The sequence below is a fragment of the Chryseobacterium phosphatilyticum genome (genome assembly GCF_002899825.2).
Classification (GTDB): Bacteria; Bacteroidota; Bacteroidia; order Flavobacteriales; family Weeksellaceae; genus Chryseobacterium; species Chryseobacterium phosphatilyticum.
The window spans coordinates 1,164,311-1,183,328 of the sequence record NZ_PPED02000001.1 but is presented as its reverse complement, the minus strand read 5'-3'; the positions used below and the strand labels follow the sequence as shown (position 1 = coordinate 1,183,328).

The following is a 19,018-nucleotide window of genomic DNA, read 5'->3' as shown; positions in this document are numbered from 1 at the left end:
ATGTCTAAAAACAAAAGAATTTTCGTAGAAAAAAGAGGAATTTTCGATGTTGAAAGTCCAAAAATTTTTGATGAGGTAAAAGCGGTGGTTCCGGGAATTCAAAGTGTAAAAGTCTACAATGTGTATGACATTTTCAATTTGAATGACGGAGAATTTGAAAAAGTAGTGAACAATACTTTCGTAGATCCTGTTACCGATATCCTACATACAGAAAACCCTGCAAAAAGTATCCATTTCGGAATGGAATTTTTGCCTGGCCAGTACGATCAGAGAGCAGATTCTGCGCAGCAGTGTATCGCATTGTTGACAGAAAATGAAAAATCAAAAGTAAGAAGTGGTAAACTGATCGAATTTAATGGAGTTTCTGAAACAGATCTGGTTAAGATTAAAGATCTTTTGATCAACAAAGTAGAATCTCAGGAAAAAGACCTTGCTGTCTTAGATATTCCGGCAGATGAAGTACCATCAAAAGTGATCGTTCACGAAAACTTTATCAATTTTAACGATGCTGAACTTGAAAACTTCTTTAATAGTCATGGTTTTGCTTTAGGATTGGATGACTTGAAATTTATTCAGGAATATTTCAAAACTGAAGAAAGAAATCCTACGGAAACAGAACTGAAAGTATTAGACACGTATTGGAGTGACCACTGTCGTCACACGACTTTTGAAACAGAATTGTCAGACATTCAGTTTGAAGGTCAGTTCAAACACACATTGGAAACGATTTTCAATGATTATATTGAAAAAAGAAAATTCTTAGGCCGTGAGCTAAAGCCGATTTCATTAATGGATCTGGCAACAGTATGCGGAAAATATTTCCACAAAACAGGGAATCTTGATAACCTTGTAATTTCTGATGAGATCAATGCTTGTACCATCCAGATCGAAGCAGAATACGATGGTAAAAAAGAACCTTGGTATTTATTATTCAAAAACGAAACCCATAATCACCCTACGGAAATTGAACCGTTTGGTGGTGCATCAACTTGTTTAGGAGGTGCAATCAGAGACCCATTATCCGGAAGATCTTTTGTATTCCAGGCGATGAGATTAACAGGAGCTGCGGATGTTTTAGAACCGGTTGATAAAACATTACCAGGGAAATTACCTCAGAAAACCATTACAAAACAGGCTGCCAACGGATATTCATCTTACGGTAACCAGATTGGTCTTGCGACGACAATGGTTTCTGAAATCTATGACGAAGGATACAAAGCCAAGAGAATGGAAGTCGGTTTCGTTACCGGAGCTGTTCCAGTGGATTGGGTAAGACGTGAAAAGCCTGAAAATGGTGACTCAATCATTATTTTAGGAGGTGCAACAGGTCGTGACGGAGTAGGAGGAGCAAGCGGAAGCTCAAAAGAACAGGACGAAACTTCTATCCACACCATGAGTTCAGAAGTTCAGAAAGGAAATGCCGTAGAAGAACGTAAAATTCAAAGACTATTCAGAAATCCTGAAGTAACGAAGCTGATTAAAAAATCAAATGACTTCGGAGCAGGAGGTGTTTCTGTGGCAATTGGTGAGATTGCAGACTCTTTAGAAGTAAACCTGGATGTATTACCATTAAAATATGAAGGATTAAACGGAACCGAGCTGGCTATTTCTGAATCTCAGGAAAGGATGGCCGTTGTAGTAGATCCGAAAGATAAAGAGCAGTTCATCAAGTTCTGTGAGGCTGAAAATATTGTTGCTGTAGAAGTAGCAAAAGTAACAGATTCAGGAAGAATGCAGATGTTCTGGAAAGGGGATAAAATTGTTGACCTTTCAAGAGCATTCCTTGTTACCAACGGATGTTCAAAATCTCAGGAAGTAAAAATCACACATCTTGAAGAAGTAAAAGAAGAAACTAAGACTTTCAACGAAGAAAACTTCCTGAACACCCTGAAAGATAAAAATGTAGCATCTCAAAAGGGGTTGCTGGAAATGTTTGATTCTTCAATTGGAGCGACTACAGTGGCGATGCCTTTAGGAGGGAAATATCAGCAAACGTTGATGGAAGGAAGTGTTCAGACATTACCAATCTTAGGAGCAAAAGATATTAAAACCGTTTCTTTGGCAAGCTGGGGATTTGATGCTGAAATTTCAAAACAGAATTCACTCCTGGGATCATCTTATGCAGTAGTAGAAAGTGTTGCTAAGATTGTTGCGATGGGAGGTGATTTTAAAAATATCAGACTAAGCTTTCAGGAATATTTCGAGAAATTAGGACAAAATCCTGAGAAATGGGGTAAACCTCTCGCTTCTTTGTTGGGAGCTTATGATGCTCAGATTAACCTTGGTTTAGCTGCAATTGGAGGCAAAGACTCTATGAGCGGAACATATCAGGATCTGAATGTACCACCAACCTTGATATCTTTTGCATGTGCTAACGGAGATAAAGGAAATATCATTTCTCCTGAATTGAAAAATGCAGGAAATAAATTGTATTTCTTCAACCACATTCCACAAGAAAACGGACTTCCGAATTATGAGGCTTTAAAAGAAATTTTTGAATTTATTTTCGAAAATATCAAAACCGGAAAAATTGTTTCCGTGAAAACCATTAAAGAAGGTGGGCTAGCTGTTGCTTTAGCAAAAATGAGCTTCGGAAACAGATTAGGTGCAGAGATTAATGCAGACGAAAATACATTGTTGTCGAAAAATATCGGAAGCTTGATCATTGAATCAAAAGAAGAATTGAGCTCGGCTGTTCTTCAGCTTATCGGAGAAGTAAAAGATTCAGGTATTTTAAAGATTAACAATCTCGAAACCCGAATCACAAACCTCGAAGCTGCATATACAAATACATTCGAAAACCTTTTCCCAACAGTAGAAAAAGATAAGATAACGATTGAAATTGATGAGAAATCAAACTCCATCAATCCAAGAAATATTATCATTAAAAAACACGGAATTGCACAGCCGAAAGTTTTTGCTCCGGTGTTCCCGGGAACCAACTGTGAGTATGATACATTAAATGCATTCCAGAAAGAAGGTGCTGTAGTAAACAGCTTACCTTTAATCAATATCAATCACCAATTATTGGATGAAAGCATTGATGCATGGGTAGAAGAGATCAGAACCTCTCAGATTCTGGCTTTCTCCGGAGGTTTCTCTGCAGGTGATGAGCCGGATGGTTCTGCAAAATTCATTGTCAACGTTCTGAAAAACGAAAAGATGAGAAATGCAGTTCATGAATTATTAGACAGAGACGGGATGATCATTGGGATCTGTAACGGATTCCAGGCTCTTGTGAAGTCAGGGCTGTTGCCTTACGGAAGAATTAAAGATCTGGATGAAAACTCTCCAACATTAGCTCACAATGCAATCAGAAGACACATCTCTCAGATGGTGACTGTACAAGTAGTCAATGACGAAAGCCCTTGGCTAAAAGGAATGAAAGGACAGAATTTCACGATTCCAATTTCTCACGGAGAAGGACGTTTCATGGCCTCAGAAGAAGAAATCAAGAAGTTGTATGAAAACGGACAGATTGCTACCCAGTATATCGATCTTGATGGAAACATCGCTCACGGAATGCCGTTCAATCCGAACAATTCATTATTCGGAATCGAAGGAATTACCAGCCCTTGTGGAAAGATTTATGGAAGAATGGGACACCCGGAACGATTTGCTGAAGGTCTCATGAAAAATATACCAACTGCGAATTATCACAATATATTCAAAAATGGAGTTGAATACTTCAAATAATAATAGGAAAATGATCGTCATCCATGGCGGTCATTTTTCGTCTTTAGCCGGTTTCTACGAAGAAGCTTCCCATGTTTTAATGAAAGATGCAGATTGGAAAGTAGGAACGCTTGATGGCTTTGATGATATTCTCTACGGAGGTTTCGGAGTAATAGAAGGCAGAGAAGAAATAGACATCATCTGGAAAGAATCAGAGAAATCGAAAGAAGATTTAGGGCTTCAGCCCACTCAGAAATTCTACGAAAACAAGATCAGACAAGGAAAACCATTCAATATAGAACTGATTCAACTGAAACTGGATGAATTACATAAAGGAAAAGGACAGACGTTGTTTGATATTCTGGTGGAAATAATAGAATCCCATACCAATATTACGCTGAGGTTAGAATGATGAGTAATGAGTGGAAATTTTGAAATATTGACATTTTCCAGTTAGCTTCATCAAATCAACTTGTTGATTCCTTCTTTGCCCCCTGGAATCAAAATAATACCAATAAAATCTTTGGGTCAAAAAAATATAGAAAATATTTAACCATTAAGAATAGTAAAGTCTTTAAGGTAAGTTAAGGTTCATTATGATGAATAAAGCAGTTTGCTTAATAATAAATTTAGCTATTACATTCATAATTCTTCACCTCTTCACAAATCATAATGGTTCAAATCACTTCGTGCAACAAAGTTAAAAATACATCTATTGCTGAGTGAAACGCATTTGCGAACGAAAACATAAGAATTAAATATAAATACTTAGCGCCTTTTGCGTTAAAAACTATGCAAGTTGAAAGATATTAATAATTTTTCTCACTATTTTTACTTTAACAAAAAGGAAACAATAAGAATTGAATGAAGAAAATTATTTATGGGCTGTTCTTCGGTGACAGCATTACTTACGGAGAATATGACGGTGTGTTTGGAGGTTGGGTAGATATTCTGAAAAGATATGCTCTTCAAAGATTTCATGAGGGAAATGGTGATGAATTAATCCTTTTTAATTTAGGAATCGGAGGAGAAAGTACAGAAGGGCTGATGAAACGATTACCTTATGAATTGAGTGCAAGAAATTCTGCTGATGGAAATTTAGTTTTCCTTGCCTACGGAGCCAATGATCTTGCCATAAAGGATGGAGCCTATATCATCTCTCCGGAAATTTTTAAAAGTAATATGGAAGCTGCTATCAGGCAGACAAAACAATTTTCAAATGATATTTATCTGGTAAGTATTCTTCCTGTTTCTAAAAAAATAGATGGCGTAGTAGTAGGTTCCGGAAAATTGAGAACCAATGAAGAAGTAGTAGTTTATAATCAGATTCTTAAAGGGCTTGCTGCCAATTATTCCCTGATATATATTGATTTTTATACTGCATTTTTAGAAGATAAAGAACTTTTACTTTCGGCTGACGGAGTTCACCCCAATGAAAAAGGCTATGGAATGATGGCCGAAATTGCATTACCTATCATTGAAAAATATTTATAATGCCACATTTATTCTCTTATGGAACCCTGCAGAAAGAGCAGGTACAGCTCGAAACGTTCGGACGAATCTTGCAAGGTGAAAAAGATACACTGTCCGAATATAAACTCAGGCTGATAGAAATTACAGACCCTGAAGTTCTTCGGAAAAGCGGACAGAAATATCATCCTGTATTACACTTTTCAGGCAATAATGAAGATCAGGTAGAGGGGATACTTTTTGAAGTAACGGAAAACGAAATCCTTCAGGCAGATGAATATGAAGTAGATGATTATAAAAGAATTGAAACCATTTTTGTCTCCGGTAAAAAAGGATTTATTTATGTAGGAAAATAATTCCTCAGCAAAACTTTATTTAAAATAATCAGTAGGAGTGGGCTATGGCCCACTCACTCTAAAAATATAAATCCACCGGATTTAGCCAAAACTTAAAAAACTCCTGACATACTCTTGTCACAAGCTGCCTTTATCTTTGTTCTACAACAAAAATAAAAATGAATAACGTAAAAATTGAACCTTTTAAGGTAATCGGAATCTCAGTAAGAACTACCAATGAAAACAATCAGGCGGCAAAAGATATTCCTGTATTATGGGAAAAACTGATGGGCGAAGATATTTTGAACATGATCCCCAACAAGATTGATGCTACCATCTATTCTATCTATACGGACTATGAAAAAGACCATACAAGGCCTTATACAACTATATTAGGATGCCAGGTAGAAAATTTGGATCATATTCCGGAAGGCTTGATCGGAAAGTCTTTTGAAGGTGGAGACTACGTGAAATTTACTGCAAAAGGAGACCTCAAAAAAGATCTGGTCATTCGTGAATGGTTGAAAATCTGGGAAATGGATATGGACAGAGTATTTACAGCCGATTTTGAAGTCTATGGCGAAAAAGCACAGAATCCTTCGGATGCCGAGGTTGATATTTTAATTGCTGTAAAATAAGTTTTGGAATAATCCTGTACCCACACAAACTTTTGAACTGAAGATGTCAAATTTCTCTCCTCCGGAGGGTGTCAAATCTCAGATTTGACGGGGTGGCCTACAGGATAGCTTCATGAAAAATATACTTCCAGTACACAAGGATTCCAACAATGACCGAGGCAACAGCCATTAATACAACTGCTCCTGCTGCAATGTCTTTGATAAAACCAATTCTTTTATCAAAATCAGGCTGGATGATATCGCAGATTTTTTCAATAGCAGTATTAAAAATTTCAGCGCTTAAAACAGCAAAAGAAACCAGAAGGATAAGAGCTGCATCAATGCAGGAGAGCTTTAAGAAAAAAATTAAAAATAAATTGATAAAAAAAGCGACAAGCTCAATCTGAAAATTTCTTTCTGTTCTCATCATGGCAAAGACTCCCCGGAAAGCATTCAGAAAACTTTTATGAACAGGAGGCTTTTGCATGTTTTTTATTTTTAACAAAGATAGGTTTTGTATTTTGATTGTTGCAGGTTATCTGCTATATTTGGGATAGAGTATTAACTATGAAAAGAAAATTATTTATACTGTTGTTTGCTTTATCCTCGTTATCCTTGTTTTCACAGGATTACAAACAGAAAATAGCAAAAGCATCATGTGAATGTACAGCCGATATGAAGAGCAAAAACATAAGCGCAGGTGAAGTAAATACCCAGTTCGGACTATGTGTGATAAAATCTTCAATGCCTTATTCTAAGGAGCTGAAAAAGGAGTATGGTTTTGACATTAAAGATATGGGGGATGATAATAATGACCCGAAAATGGATGTTTTCTTCCAGGACCTGTCAATGTTGATGATGACAGAATGTTCAGATACCTTTTTTAATTTCCTGAAAAGTGGGGAGTCTAAAAAAGATACAGAAAAAGAATCCGTATTGAGTGGAAGTATTGTGAAAATTGAGAAAAGTAATTTTGTGGTATTTCATCTGATAGATGAAAATAAAAATTTAAAAAAATTGAATTGGGTGACCCCCATAGAATCCAATCTTGATCTTCCCACAGAATACAACACATTATTGAACAAAAAAGTGACCGTAAATTATTATGTAGCGGATATTTTTGATGTGAATTTAAATGATTATAGAAATTTAAACGTAATATCAAGTCTTAAAACGGATTAATGATATTTGTTAAAAACTCCTACAGATTATTTTTTTCTTTGTTATCTCAATTTATTATATTTGTAGAAACTTATTTTTAAATCTATGAAATTTATTATTTCAAGTAGTGAACTGCAGAAGGCTTTGCAAACTGTAAGTGGCGTAATATCAAGCTCTCAATCGAGACCGATTTTAGAAAACTATCTTTTTGAACTAGACGGAAATAATGTTACCATTACAGCATCTGACGGCGAGACGACTCTTGTAACTTCTCTGGAAGTAAAGTCTGATGACTCAGGTAAATTTGCTGTTCCTGCTAAAATTTTTCAAGATTTTATCAAGACCTATGGCGAGCAGCCTCTTACTTTTGTTGTAAAAGACAATGCGGAAGGGACTGGAAGTCAGCTTGAGATTTTAGATGAAAAAGACAATTTCGCAGTAGCATTGGATAATGCTGATGACTATCCTGAGTTACCTGAATTTGATGCCTCCCAAAGCGTTGTAATGCCTGCAGGAGTACTGTCTGAAGCACTTACCAATACCCTTTTTGCTACAAGTAACGACTCTCTTCGCCCCGTAATGACAGGCGTTCTGTTCCAGTTTGGAGAAAACGAAACCAATTTCGTTTCTACAGACTCACACAGATTGGTGGTCTATAAAAGAGCAGACCTGATGAATGCCGAGCCTATGGAATTCATCATGCCTAAAAAACCTTTGAATATTTTCAAAAATATCCTGGCAAGTTCTAATGAAGAAGTGAAAATCGACTTCAATGAGAATATGGCTAAGTTTACTTTTGACAAACATATCTGGATCTGTAGACTGATTGATGGTAAATATCCAAACTATACAGCGGTGATTCCAAAGGAAAACCCTAATGTGTTGACCATCAACAGAAACCTTTTGTTGGGTGCAATCAAAAGAGCATCTATCATGTCTAATAAATCTACCAATCAGGTGAGATTTAAGCTTTCAGGAAATATTCTTCACCTTCATGCCGAAGATACAGAATATGCAAACAAAGCAGATATGCAGATTCCTTGTGATTATAATGGAGAAGATATCAATATCGGATTCAGCTCAAAGTTCCTGACAGAAATGTTAACAATCTTAGGATCTGACGATATTACAATGAAAATGTCACAGCCAAACAGACCAGGGATCATTGAACCTCTTGACGGTCTTGAAGAAAATGAAAATATCTTAATGTTATCAATGCCGGTTATCGGGTTGTAGACGCGTAGAAAGAAATATTTTATATAAAACAAAAAGAGGTCTTAAGCAATAAGACCTCTTTTTTGTAATACTAAATAAACTATGAAAAGAATTCTGATATTCATTTTATTATTACAGTTCATCAATGTATTATGTCAAAATAATACTAAAGTATACCACGAAAAAAAGGGGGATACTCTTAGTCTGTATTTTGATAACCTTGAAATTTATCCTATGTCCCTGGTGTTTTCGGGAACTCCGGAAGTTGAAAATATGAGAACTCCTATACCATTTGAAAACATTCGGATTGTTCCGGCTAAATCCTTGAAAAATAGAATTGTCTATTTCGTTGTTGATGATAAGACAAAAGCATGGCGGGTGAAAAAAATCCCGGGTTATATGATGTATATTGGGAATGTTACATTGAAAGATTTTGATAAAGATTACCAATATGACCTTCCTTTTAAAAAAGGTAAATCTTTCAATATCTATCAGGGATATAATGGAGGTTTTTCGCATCAAAATGAGAATTCTTTAGATTTTACAATGCCGGAAGGTACCGAAGTAGTAGCCGCTCGGGAAGGATTAGTCACTGATGTAGTTGCAACTAATAACAGAGGTTGCCCGACCAGAGCTTGCGTGAATATGGCCAATTATATTACTATTTTACATCCTGATGGTACTTTTGCTCAATATTACCATTTAAAACAGAATGGAGTAAAAGTGCATATTGGAGATCAGGTAAAAAAAGGGGATGTTATTGGGCTAAGTGGAAACACTGGATGGAGTAAGGGCCCTCATTTACATTTCGTATGCTACCTTCCGAGAGTAGAGAATGAAAAATATAGAGAAACTTTAAAAACTCTTTTTAAAACAGGTAACGGAGCCAGAGGCGAATATTTAGTAGAGAAGAAAACTTATTCGAAAGACTATTAAAATTCCCGGGTAAATATTAGAATATATTGTAATGTCAGTTAGAAATAATAAACTGAGCAGGTTTTATTTTTTGTTGTTTTTATCAATATATACTTTGTAATTTCAGGATCTTTGCGTTTTTAAAAACACTGATTACCCAAATCTAAAGCATAATTTTTACGATTTTCCGGAAGCTTGTACTTTTCGTGAAAAAATTGGCAGCTTTGCTGTTTGAATACTTTATTTTTCCGATTTTTGTGTTCATCCATCAATACATTTATGGGCAAAAAAATAGAATCCTATTATACGTCAGATTTTTCTTCAGAATTTACTACTGAAAATTACAGTGTGGCATTATGGAAAGGCACGGGTGTTTTTTCTGTGGATACCATCAATTATGCGTATTGTGGTTACCATATTTTATTTCTTTCACCCTACCAAAAATTAAGGCTGCTATCAGAGTCTGATGAGAAGGTGTCTATCCTTTTCTTTCACGGGGACTATTACTGTATAGAGTATCATAAAGAAGAAGTCGCCTGCAATGGACTTCTTTTCAATAATATTTATTTGAATCCTGCCATTGAGCTTACCAAAGAAAACTACGCATATATTTTAGAACTTTTTGACCACATTAAACAGGAAGAATCTGAAAAACACCCATTTTCAGAATCAATTATCAAAACATACATACAGCTTATTCTTGCAATCTGCAGCAAGCAAAAAAGCAGTATTGAAGGAGGCCTGATGTCTACTGAAAAGATACCCAATAAAAATGCTTCAGAATTTCAAAAATTACTGGAAACGTATTATAAAACTGAAAAAGAACTGACATTTTATAGCAGCCGGTTAAATATTACCAATAACACCCTAAGTAAGGTAGTTAAAAAAGAATTTGCCAAAACACCCACTCAGCTTATTAATGAAAGAGTGATTCTGGAGTCCAAGAAACTATTGCATCTGACATACCGGTCTGTGAAGGAAATTGCTTCGGAGCTGGGATTTGACGACGAATTTTATTTTAGCAGGTACTTTAAGAAATCGGTAGGATACTCTCCCAAAAATTACAGAGAAAAAGTGGGAATTTCTGTAGTGGCAAAAATGTCCATGTAATGGCCTTAAATATCTATGTTAGCGAGTAATGCATGTGAATACCTTTGTGAAAAAAGTAAATCATATGCAAAACAGTAAATTATTCAATAGTCTGCAAAAGTTAGATATTTATGCACTCAATTTTCTGAGAATTTCAATCTTTGTTGTGATGGCCTGGATTGGCGGCCTTAAAGCATTTCAATATGAAGCGGATGGAATTGTTCCCTTTGTTGCTAACAGTCCTTTTATGAGTTTTTTCTATAAAAATGCAGGAAATAAAGTAGTGAATGAAGATCAGAAACTGGTTTCAGAATATACATTATATAAAAATCCTGAAGGGAAAATTGTACAGAAAAATATTGACTGGAACAAGAAAAACGGAACTTATACCTTTGCTTATGGTTTAGGAGTTATGATTCTATTGATCGGCATTTTGGTGGTGTTAGGTATTTGGTTTCCTAAAATAGGTACTATTGGTGGTGCCTTGACATTCCTTATGTCGCTGGTCACCCTGTCATTCCTGATTACTACTCCCGAAGCATACGTCCCTGATCTTGATGGAGATTATCCTTCTCCCCAGTATGGATTTCCTTATTTGTCTGGAGCAGGACGCCTTGTTCTAAAGGATATTATCATGATGGCAACCGGGCTGGTATTGTTTTCTGATAGCCTGAAAAAAGCTGTAAAACAATAAAAACATTTGAATCGATGCTATAATTCTGAAAACCTATGGTCTAAAATAATGCCCATATGTGAGTTATTTGCCTGAACTGTAAAAGTAGAATTAACGAAAATTTATTATCTTAAAGTTGTCTCCAAATTTCTGTATTTCTCAAAAAAACACGACATTTGTATGCTTAAAATTGTTCGGTTGTAATCGAACAAAATTCAAATAAATTTTTGAAAATACTTCGGAGGAAACTAAGCATTTCATCCGGCCTTAGAAAAAATAAAATTATCAGATGAAAATATCAAACAACTGGCTGAAAGACTTTGTAAAAACGGAATTGAAAACTGAAAGAATCGGTGAATTTCTTACAGATATAGGTCTTGAAGTTGAAGGGATAGATAAATTTGAAAGTGTAAAGGGCAGTCTGGAAGGAATTGTTGTGGGTAAAGTCTTAACCTGTGAAAAACATCCGAATGCTGATAAACTAAAGAAGACCACAGTAGATGTAGGAAACGGAAAGATATTGAATATCGTTTGCGGAGCTCCTAATGTAGAAGCAGGGCAAACGGTTCCTGTCGCTGTTGTCGGAACTAAAATCTATGACAAGACCGGAAACTTTTTTGAAATCAAAGAAGCAAAGATCAGAGGTGAAGTTTCTCAGGGAATGATTTGTGCAGAAGATGAACTTGGCCTTAGCGAAGATCATGGTGGAATCATGGTGTTGGATGAAACCCAATATGAAGTAGGGAAAAACTTTGCTGACTATTTTGAGTTGACGAACGATGAGGTCTTTGAAATAGGTTTAACTCCCAACAGAACGGATGCAATGTCTCATTATGGTGTTGCCAGAGATTTGCATGCTTACCTTTCTACCAATCAGTTGAAATCGCAGTTCAATAAAGTAGCTTCTGAAGCTTTAAATAATGAAGGCTCCCATGATTTTACCCTTGAAATTGAAGATACAGAATTAGCTCCAAGGTATATTGGTGCCGTTATTGAGAATGTAAAAGTGGCAGAATCTCCAGCCTGGTTAAAAGACAGATTAAAAGCTATCGGATTAAGTCCTATCAATAATGTTGTAGATATTACCAACTATATTCTTCACGGATACGGGCAACCGCTTCACGCTTTTGATGCTGATAAAATTGCAGATAAAAAAGTGAAGGTAGGGGTAGTAAAGCCGGGAACAAAATTCACAACTCTGGATGGAGTTGAAAGAACACTGATCGGTACTGAAATTATGATCAAAGATGGTAAAGATAATCCGATGTGTATTGCCGGTGTTTTCGGAGGAGAAAACTCAGGAGTATCTGCAACCACCAAAACAATATTCCTTGAAAGTGCATATTTCAACCCAATTGCAGTAAGAAAAGGGGCAAAAGCTCACAGTTTGAATACTGATGCATCTTTCAGATTCGAAAGAGGAGTAGACCCGAACCTTACAAGAACGGCAATCACTCATGCAATCAAGCTCATTCAGGAAATTGCTGAAGGAAAATTGGTAGGTGATTTATTGGAAGAATATCCTAAGAAAATAGAAGACAGCTATGTGATTCTTAGATTCTCTAAAATTGAACAAATTTTAGGAACAAAAATTCACAGAGAAAAGGTAAAAGAAATCTTAAAAGCATTGGAAATTCAGGTTTTAAATGAAATTCCTAATGGTTTTGAAATCTCTGTACCTGCTTACAGAGCAGATGTAACAAGAGAGATTGATGTGATCGAGGAGATTTTAAGAATCTACGGATACAATAAAATCGATGCACCACAGAAATTTTCATTTACCCCTGTTAAGCTAAGCTCCAACGATCAGGACGAATTGGAAAACAGCTGGGCAAGAACCTTACAAAGCATTGGTTTCAATGAGGTGATGAATAATTCATTGACTTCAGTGAAAGATGAGACGGATGCTGTAAAACTATTGAATCCTTTAAGTAACGATTTAGCATTTATGAGAAAATCTTTACTGGAAGGGCTTCTTCAGAATGCAGTATATAACATCAACAGAAAAAATCAGGATATCAAGTTCTTTGAATTCGGAAAAATTTATCATAAAAAAGATAAATATGAAGAAAGAAAACAATTAGCTATTCTTGTTTCCGGAAGAGAGGTAGCGGAGAACTGGTTGCAGCCTAAATCTGCAGTAAGTTTCTACAACCTTAAAGCTTATGTAAAAGTTTTATTAGAAAGAATAGCAATCAATTATAAAGAAGCAGCACTATCTGATGAAAGATTCTCTGATGCTTTAGTATATGAAGCTGATGGTAAAGCTTTGGTGAGAATCGGAAAAGTAGCTCCAGCGTTATTGAAGGATTTTGATATCGACCAGGATTGTTTCTATGCTGAAATTGAATTGGAGTTTGCACAGGAACTGAGAGCTAAGAATGAATTGAAGTTTAAAGACATTCCAAAATTCAATAAGATCAGAAGAGACCTTGCTTTATTGATTGATAAAACAGTAAACTACCAAGATTTATATCAAACAGCTAAGAAGAATAAATCTCCATTCATTAAGAGCATCAACTTATTTGATGTATATGAAGGGAAAAATCTTCCTGAAGGGAAAAAGTCTTATGCAATGAGTTTTGAGCTCTTAAACGAAGAGAAAACCCTTGAAGAAAAGGAAATCTCAGAAGTAATGGATTCCCTGATCAAATCTTTCCAGAAAGAATTCAGCGCAGAATTGAGATCTTAATCAGGATAAAAATAATATGAAAACGGACCTACAGGTCCGTTTTTTCTTTTATCTATTTGGATTTTTTATCAATCTGAGAAAGATTGTAACCCATGATTATAGTAAGTTTTGAGTTCTACGGAATGGCAAACTTTGAAGGTATCGTCTTATGTGATGATGTTGATCTGACTTATCATTCCTTAAGTTATTGAAAAAGATCTACACTCTGCGATGTGTTACTTTTTCTTACAGTCAGCTCAGAAAAATATTCAAATTACCAGGTGTTAAAGAATAATAAAATTCATCGCAACCCGTTTAAATAATATTATTTCCGTAAATTTGGATGAATTCAAAAAGAAAAAAATGAAAAATCTTTTTTTAAGTATATGTGCAGCAGCAGTATTGGCATCATGTGGATCTATGACCAGCCCATCTGCGTCTAAAGTAGGAAAAGCCCAGCCTGCGCTTGTTAATACAAAATGGACATTGGCTGACAATGTAAAAGGTAAAATCCCAACATTGAATATTGAAGGAGAAAAGATAACAGGTAATGCCGGTTGTAATAATTATTTTGGAACTGCTAAAATTGATCCGTCTACAGGTGGGTTCTCTGCAGGGCAAATGGGATCTACAAAAATGATGTGTAACAATATCGGGGTAGAGCAGAACTTTATGGATATGATGGGAAAAGCAAATAAATATGTAATTTCCGGAAATACTTTAGAACTGTATAAAGACAATTTATTACTATTGAAATTTACAAAATCTGAATAAAATAAAAAGGAACTCAATTTGAGTTCCTTTTTTTATGTTTTAGACTGTGATTAATCTTCCTCTTCTTCGTCATACTTAGCCAGCTCTTCGTCGCACCATTTGAATGCTGCTTCTACCACTTTCGTAGCTTCGTCTGCCATAGTTTCTTCATCGTCACCTTCAAGATCATCTAACCACTCAACTTCTTCTTCCTCAACGTTTAAGATAAATCTTGGATACTCAGTGTGTACTACGAATAAATCTTCTGGAAATTCCGAATTATCTGCTAATAAAAACTTTGGTAATTTCATTTTTTTAATGTTTTAACTTGCTCAAAGATAAATAAAATTATTGACTTAAAATGAGTTCAAAAACATTTTTGAAACTTTTTCAGCTTTTTTGCTTTCAGAATAATCATAGAACCCTTCTCCTGATTTTACACCCAGTTTCCCCGCTGTTACCATGTTTACAAGCAATGGGTTGGGAGCATATTTAGGATTTTTGAAACCGTCATACATCACATTCAGGATAGCAAGGCATACATCAAGGCCAATAAAGTCTGCCAATTGAAGTGGACCCATCGGGTGAGCCATTCCCAATTTCATTACTGTATCAATCTCTTCTACACCTGCAACACCATTGTAAAGTGTTTCAATAGATTCATTGATCATTGGCATTAGTATTCTGTTGGCAACGAAACCAGGATAGTCATTGACCTCTACAGGAACTTTACCCAACGTTTTACTCATTTCATAAATTGAATCAAAAGTCTCCTTAGAAGTAGAATATCCCTTGATGATCTCTACCAGCTTCATAATCGGAACCGGATTCATAAAGTGCATACCAATTACTTTATCAGCTCTTTTAGTCGCAGCAGCAATTTTTGTGATGGAAATAGAAGAGGTATTGGTGGCCAGAATACAACCTGCAGGAGCCAATTCATCCATCTGACCGAAGATTTTCAGTTTAAGATCCATATTTTCGGTAGCAGCCTCTACAATTAGATCTGCCGATCCTACAGCATCGTTCAATGCAGTAAAAGTGGTAATATTTCCTAATGTTTCTGCTTTTTGCTCTTCAGTAAGGTTTCCCTTTGCAATTATTCTGTCAAGATTGGTAGTAATGGTTTTTAATCCTCTGTCTAAAGCTTCCTGAGATACATCTACCAGGTTTACTTTAAAACCGCTTTGTGCGAAAGTATGTGCAATACCATTCCCCATGGTTCCCGCTCCGATAACTACAATGTTTTTGATCATTTTTTACTTTATTTTTTATAGATAGTTAAATTTTTTGCATTCACAAGGTCCTGTTGTTGTACCGTGGTGGCCGAATCAAAAAAAACAGTTCCGTCACTTTTCTGTTTTCTGCTGTTGTTTTGGTTAGATACTGCAGCCATAAGACCTCGGGTAAGACGTCTTTTTTGATTATCCGTAAGAGAATCAGTCCCTACATACAATTTAAACTCGCCCTCTCTCCCCAAACCACTTTGTTGTAAGATTTCTAATCGTTTCAAGTGATTTTTTGTTTTAAACTCTTTCAGATAACTGATAACAGGTTTTTCAGATGGCGGTCCGCAGCACGAACTTCCATAACTGATCACCAAATAGTTTTGATTCTTTTGTGAATAAAAGAATGTGAAAGAAAACAAAGCTGCCGCTAATATGACTTTTTTCATACGTATGATTTTAATTGAGAATTCACTCAATTTCCGTGCTAAAATTAAGCTTAATATTTTATTTATTAAAATTATCCCAAACGATCTTTGAAATATCAGAAACCATTCGGGTATTTACCTTTTCTGTTTCTGTGGAATTGTTTACAAATACGGCGATTGCATAATGTTTTCCGTTGGGTAGCGTAATGATTCCCATATCGTTTTCTGCAACTGTAAGTACATTATCCGGCTTCCCTGAAGATCCCGTTTTATGGGCAACAGGTGTCCCTTTGGGTAATTGCTCAACAATTTTGTTGGTTCCTGTAGTTGTTCCCAGCATAATCTGCATTAGGAAATCTGTAGACTTCTTGGAAAGTAGCTTACCATCATAGAATTTTTTCAAAAGATCAACAGCAGAATTGGTGGTACTGTAGTTTCCATATTGGTTTTTCCAGTCCTTATGCATATCATCTTCATTGTATTGGATCTTAAGATCTTTGGCTCCTTTAGAATCCATAAAGTTTTGTACCGTTTGTGTTCCTCCAATAAGTCTTAAAAGGAAATCGCAGGTATTATTATCGCTTTGAGCAACAGTGTAAGTGATAATTTCGCCTAATGAAAGCTCAACATTTCCTTCAGGATATTTTTCGCGGAGAGGTGACCATGTATTCTCTAACAAATCTGATTTCTTAATCAAAAACTTCTGATCGGTTGAAAACTTTCCTTTGTCTGCCATATCCAATACAGCACTGGCTAAATGAAATTTGAAAACACTTAGTAAGGGAAGCTTTTTATCTCCGTTTTTATTGTATTCGAAGTTATTGTCGAAGTCTAAAACAGAAATGCCTACAGTCGCCTTTTTGCCTTTTATAACAGCTTTGATTTTTTGATCCAGTGCAGATTTCTGTGCGGTGGCCAATGCAGAAACCATGAGTAATAGAAATGTTATTTTTTTCATAGTAATAAGATTAAAAAGAAATCCCTTTTAGGGGCTAAAAGGGATGTGCAATTTAAGATATTTATTGTTATTTTATGTCAAAATAGTTAAGATTAGTACCATCGTTTTCAAAGAATATTCTGATCTTATTTTCTCCTTTTTTAAGCTGGATATTTTTGGCAATCGTGGTTTCCCAATTTTCATTTTTTCCGGTAGCCTGCAAAGGAAGAGTCGTCAATATTTTTCCCGAAGCATCTTCAAACCTTACTTTCGTAGGATGTATACTGGAATATCTGACTTCGAACGTATAATTTTTATCCACTTTGGAATTGATGGTGTATTGCATCCACTCGCCGGATTCCGTTTTTCCTACATAATATTTGTTGGTTATTTTGTCGTTACACAGATAAATATCAACGCCGTCATTTCTCATTTGCTGACCAGAATTCCATTCCGATCTTTTGTCAGGATCACTTACCCACAGATTGATAAAATCCTTGTCCAGATACGCAGAACCCATTCTTCCCAAATCATAATCTGAAGCAAATACTCTTCCGGGAGCAGAATGATTTTTGAATGGTTTTGTAGTCATATCATTAACTTGTCTGAACATGGCATCAACAACATCATTTTTGACCTCTGTATTACTGAACTTGTAGTTTTCAGCGATTTGCATCATGGCTTTCTTAGCAAATTCTTTGGATGGTTTTTCACCTCCTTTTTTCCAGTATTCTAAAAGCTTTTCATATTCAGGAGTTGTTTTTACATTGGTAATTCCTGCGATATTATCAATCTTTTTCATTGGCCAGAAAGCATATCCGATATTATGTTTATCCAGTAATTGGATTAACTCAGTAAACCAGACATTTGAATTCTCACCGGTTTCTCCCAGCCATATCGGTATATTATGCTTTTCCCGTAGATCCAGTGCAAATTGAATGGTTTTATCATCATTATAATTCCAGTATTTATGAAAACTGAAAGCTATATTTTTATCCCAGATCTGCGGTAAGCCATTATAATTATTTCCCCAGCCATTTCCTTCAATAAATATAATGTGCTTTTGGTCTACCTCCCGAATGGCTGTGGTGATATCTTGTTGCAATTTCCAGAGAGGGGCATTCGACATTTCATCCGTACCATTTGGGTTTTTTCCTGTGAAATTAATATTCGGTTCATTGATAATATCATATCCGCCAATCCAGGGCTCGTTTTTATAACGTTCCGCCAGTTTTTTCCAGAGGGCAACTGTTTTTCTCTGGTTTTCTTCACTTTCCCATAGTGAAGGTTTAGATTTATCATTATCGGAAATATTGGCATCATTTCCCTGTCCACCCGGTGCCGCGTGGAGGTCGAGAATCAGATATATCTTGTTTTCCTTACACCATTGAAGCAAATTATCAGTCATTGTAAAACCTTCTTCCAGCCATGTATCTTTGCCTTTTACAGGCTCTTTTTCGATCGGTAGGGTATATAGGTTATAATGCATCGGAAGTCGGATAGAGTTGAATCCTGCCTTAGCAAGAAAATCAATATCCTGTTTGGTAATACCATTCTTTAGATAAGCTTTGTAAAATTCCTTCATCCCATCTTCACCAATCAACCCCGCAATTTTCTCCTTAATCTTATACTGAGGACCCGCAAAATCAGCTGTCTTCAGCATATAACCTTCCTGCAATATCCAGCCTCCCAGACCAAGGCCTCTCAATTGAATATTTTCACCTTTGTCATTAACAATTTTTTGACCGCTGGTTTTTAATAATTGAGATGTCCCAAATTGAGACAATAATAAAGCGGATAGTAAGATGGTTCTTTTCATAGTCGTTTTTGATTTTAGATTATTGGGGACTTTT

General features: G+C 35.7%; 18 protein-coding genes. 12 read left to right on the top strand and 6 right to left on the bottom strand.

Annotated features, from left to right (window positions below):
- From C1631_RS05455 to C1631_RS05435, 5 genes are all read left to right on the top strand, one after another.
- Nucleotides 1–3,696, top strand: coding sequence for a phosphoribosylformylglycinamidine synthase (locus C1631_RS05455; RefSeq protein WP_109710964.1), 3,696 nt, complete (start codon nucleotides 1–3; stop codon nucleotides 3,694–3,696).
- On the top strand, nucleotides 3,674–4,087 hold the full coding sequence (locus C1631_RS05450; protein ID WP_109710962.1) for a barstar family protein: 414 nt from the start codon (nucleotides 3,674–3,676) through the stop codon (nucleotides 4,085–4,087). The genes C1631_RS05455 and C1631_RS05450 overlap by 23 nt, the downstream gene beginning before the upstream one ends.
- Before the next feature lie 452 nt (nucleotides 4,088–4,539).
- On the top strand, nucleotides 4,540–5,169 hold the full coding sequence (locus C1631_RS05445; protein WP_103249886.1) for an SGNH/GDSL hydrolase family protein: 630 nt from the start codon (nucleotides 4,540–4,542) through the stop codon (nucleotides 5,167–5,169).
- On the top strand, nucleotides 5,169–5,501 hold the full coding sequence (locus tag C1631_RS05440) for a gamma-glutamylcyclotransferase family protein (protein WP_109710960.1): 333 nt from the start codon (nucleotides 5,169–5,171) through the stop codon (nucleotides 5,499–5,501). Before C1631_RS05445 ends, C1631_RS05440 begins: the two co-directional genes overlap by 1 nt.
- A gap of 158 nt (nucleotides 5,502–5,659) precedes the next feature.
- Nucleotides 5,660–6,118 carry a GyrI-like domain-containing protein gene (locus C1631_RS05435; RefSeq protein WP_109710958.1) on the top strand — a complete coding sequence of 153 codons (459 nt, stop codon included), beginning with the start codon at nucleotides 5,660–5,662 and terminating at the stop codon, nucleotides 6,116–6,118.
- A 97-nt stretch (nucleotides 6,119–6,215) separates the two neighbouring features.
- On the opposite strand, the gene C1631_RS05430 is transcribed toward C1631_RS05435, so the two are convergent.
- Nucleotides 6,216–6,584 carry a diacylglycerol kinase family protein gene (locus tag C1631_RS05430; RefSeq protein WP_109710956.1) on the bottom strand — a complete coding sequence of 123 codons (369 nt, stop codon included), beginning with the start codon at nucleotides 6,582–6,584 and terminating at the stop codon, nucleotides 6,216–6,218.
- An 80-nt stretch (nucleotides 6,585–6,664) separates the two neighbouring features.
- Between C1631_RS05430 and C1631_RS05425 the strand changes: the two genes are divergently transcribed.
- The 7 genes from C1631_RS05425 (at nucleotide 6,665) to C1631_RS05395 (ending at nucleotide 14,595) form a co-directional block, all read left to right on the top strand.
- Nucleotides 6,665–7,279 (top strand): hypothetical protein, encoded by a 615-nt coding sequence (locus C1631_RS05425; protein WP_123966596.1) that lies wholly within the window; start codon nucleotides 6,665–6,667, stop codon nucleotides 7,277–7,279.
- 84 nt (nucleotides 7,280–7,363) lie between these two features.
- Nucleotides 7,364–8,494, top strand: coding sequence for a DNA polymerase III subunit beta (dnaN, locus tag C1631_RS05420; protein ID WP_103248323.1), 1,131 nt, complete (start codon nucleotides 7,364–7,366; stop codon nucleotides 8,492–8,494).
- 81 nt (nucleotides 8,495–8,575) lie between these two features.
- Nucleotides 8,576–9,409 (top strand): M23 family metallopeptidase, encoded by an 834-nt coding sequence (locus tag C1631_RS24530; RefSeq protein ID WP_109710952.1) that lies wholly within the window; start codon nucleotides 8,576–8,578, stop codon nucleotides 9,407–9,409.
- Nucleotides 9,410–9,667: 258 nt separating this feature from the next.
- Nucleotides 9,668–10,498 (top strand): AraC family transcriptional regulator, encoded by an 831-nt coding sequence (locus C1631_RS05410; protein WP_109710950.1) that lies wholly within the window; start codon nucleotides 9,668–9,670, stop codon nucleotides 10,496–10,498.
- A gap of 64 nt (nucleotides 10,499–10,562) precedes the next feature.
- The gene (locus C1631_RS05405) at nucleotides 10,563–11,171 is read left to right on the top strand and encodes a DUF417 family protein (RefSeq protein ID WP_109710948.1); all 609 of its coding nucleotides are present in this window, start codon (nucleotides 10,563–10,565) and stop codon (nucleotides 11,169–11,171) included.
- Nucleotides 11,172–11,439: 268 nt separating this feature from the next.
- Complete coding sequence (gene pheT / locus C1631_RS05400; RefSeq protein WP_109710946.1) at nucleotides 11,440–13,842, top strand: phenylalanine--tRNA ligase subunit beta; 2,403 nt, start codon at nucleotides 11,440–11,442, stop codon at nucleotides 13,840–13,842.
- 342 nt (nucleotides 13,843–14,184) lie between these two features.
- Nucleotides 14,185–14,595, top strand: a complete 411-nt coding sequence (locus C1631_RS05395; protein WP_027373442.1) for an META domain-containing protein — start codon at nucleotides 14,185–14,187, stop codon at nucleotides 14,593–14,595.
- Nucleotides 14,596–14,645: 50 nt separating this feature from the next.
- Here C1631_RS05395 and C1631_RS05390 read toward each other — a convergent pair whose 3' ends face one another.
- From C1631_RS05390 to C1631_RS05370, 5 genes are all read right to left on the bottom strand, one after another.
- On the bottom strand, nucleotides 14,646–14,885 hold the full coding sequence (locus C1631_RS05390) for a DUF8828 family protein (protein ID WP_002977986.1): 240 nt from the start codon (nucleotides 14,883–14,885) through the stop codon (nucleotides 14,646–14,648).
- 45 nt (nucleotides 14,886–14,930) lie between these two features.
- Nucleotides 14,931–15,827: a 3-hydroxybutyryl-CoA dehydrogenase gene (locus C1631_RS05385; protein ID WP_185144653.1), complete on the bottom strand. Its 897-nt coding sequence runs from the start codon at nucleotides 15,825–15,827 to the stop codon at nucleotides 14,931–14,933.
- An 11-nt stretch (nucleotides 15,828–15,838) separates the two neighbouring features.
- Entirely contained in the window at nucleotides 15,839–16,249 is a 411-nt protein-coding gene (locus C1631_RS05380) for a hypothetical protein (protein ID WP_109710944.1), read from the bottom strand.
- 58 nt (nucleotides 16,250–16,307) lie between these two features.
- Nucleotides 16,308–17,186, bottom strand: a complete 879-nt coding sequence (gene bla-A, locus C1631_RS05375) for a CGA/CIA family class A beta-lactamase (RefSeq protein ID WP_109710942.1) — start codon at nucleotides 17,184–17,186, stop codon at nucleotides 16,308–16,310.
- 67 nt (nucleotides 17,187–17,253) lie between these two features.
- A complete protein-coding gene (locus tag C1631_RS05370) occupies nucleotides 17,254–18,984 on the bottom strand; it encodes a cellulase family glycosylhydrolase (protein WP_109710940.1) in 1,731 nt (576 codons plus the stop codon).
- Between the last annotated feature and the right edge of the window lie 34 nt (nucleotides 18,985–19,018).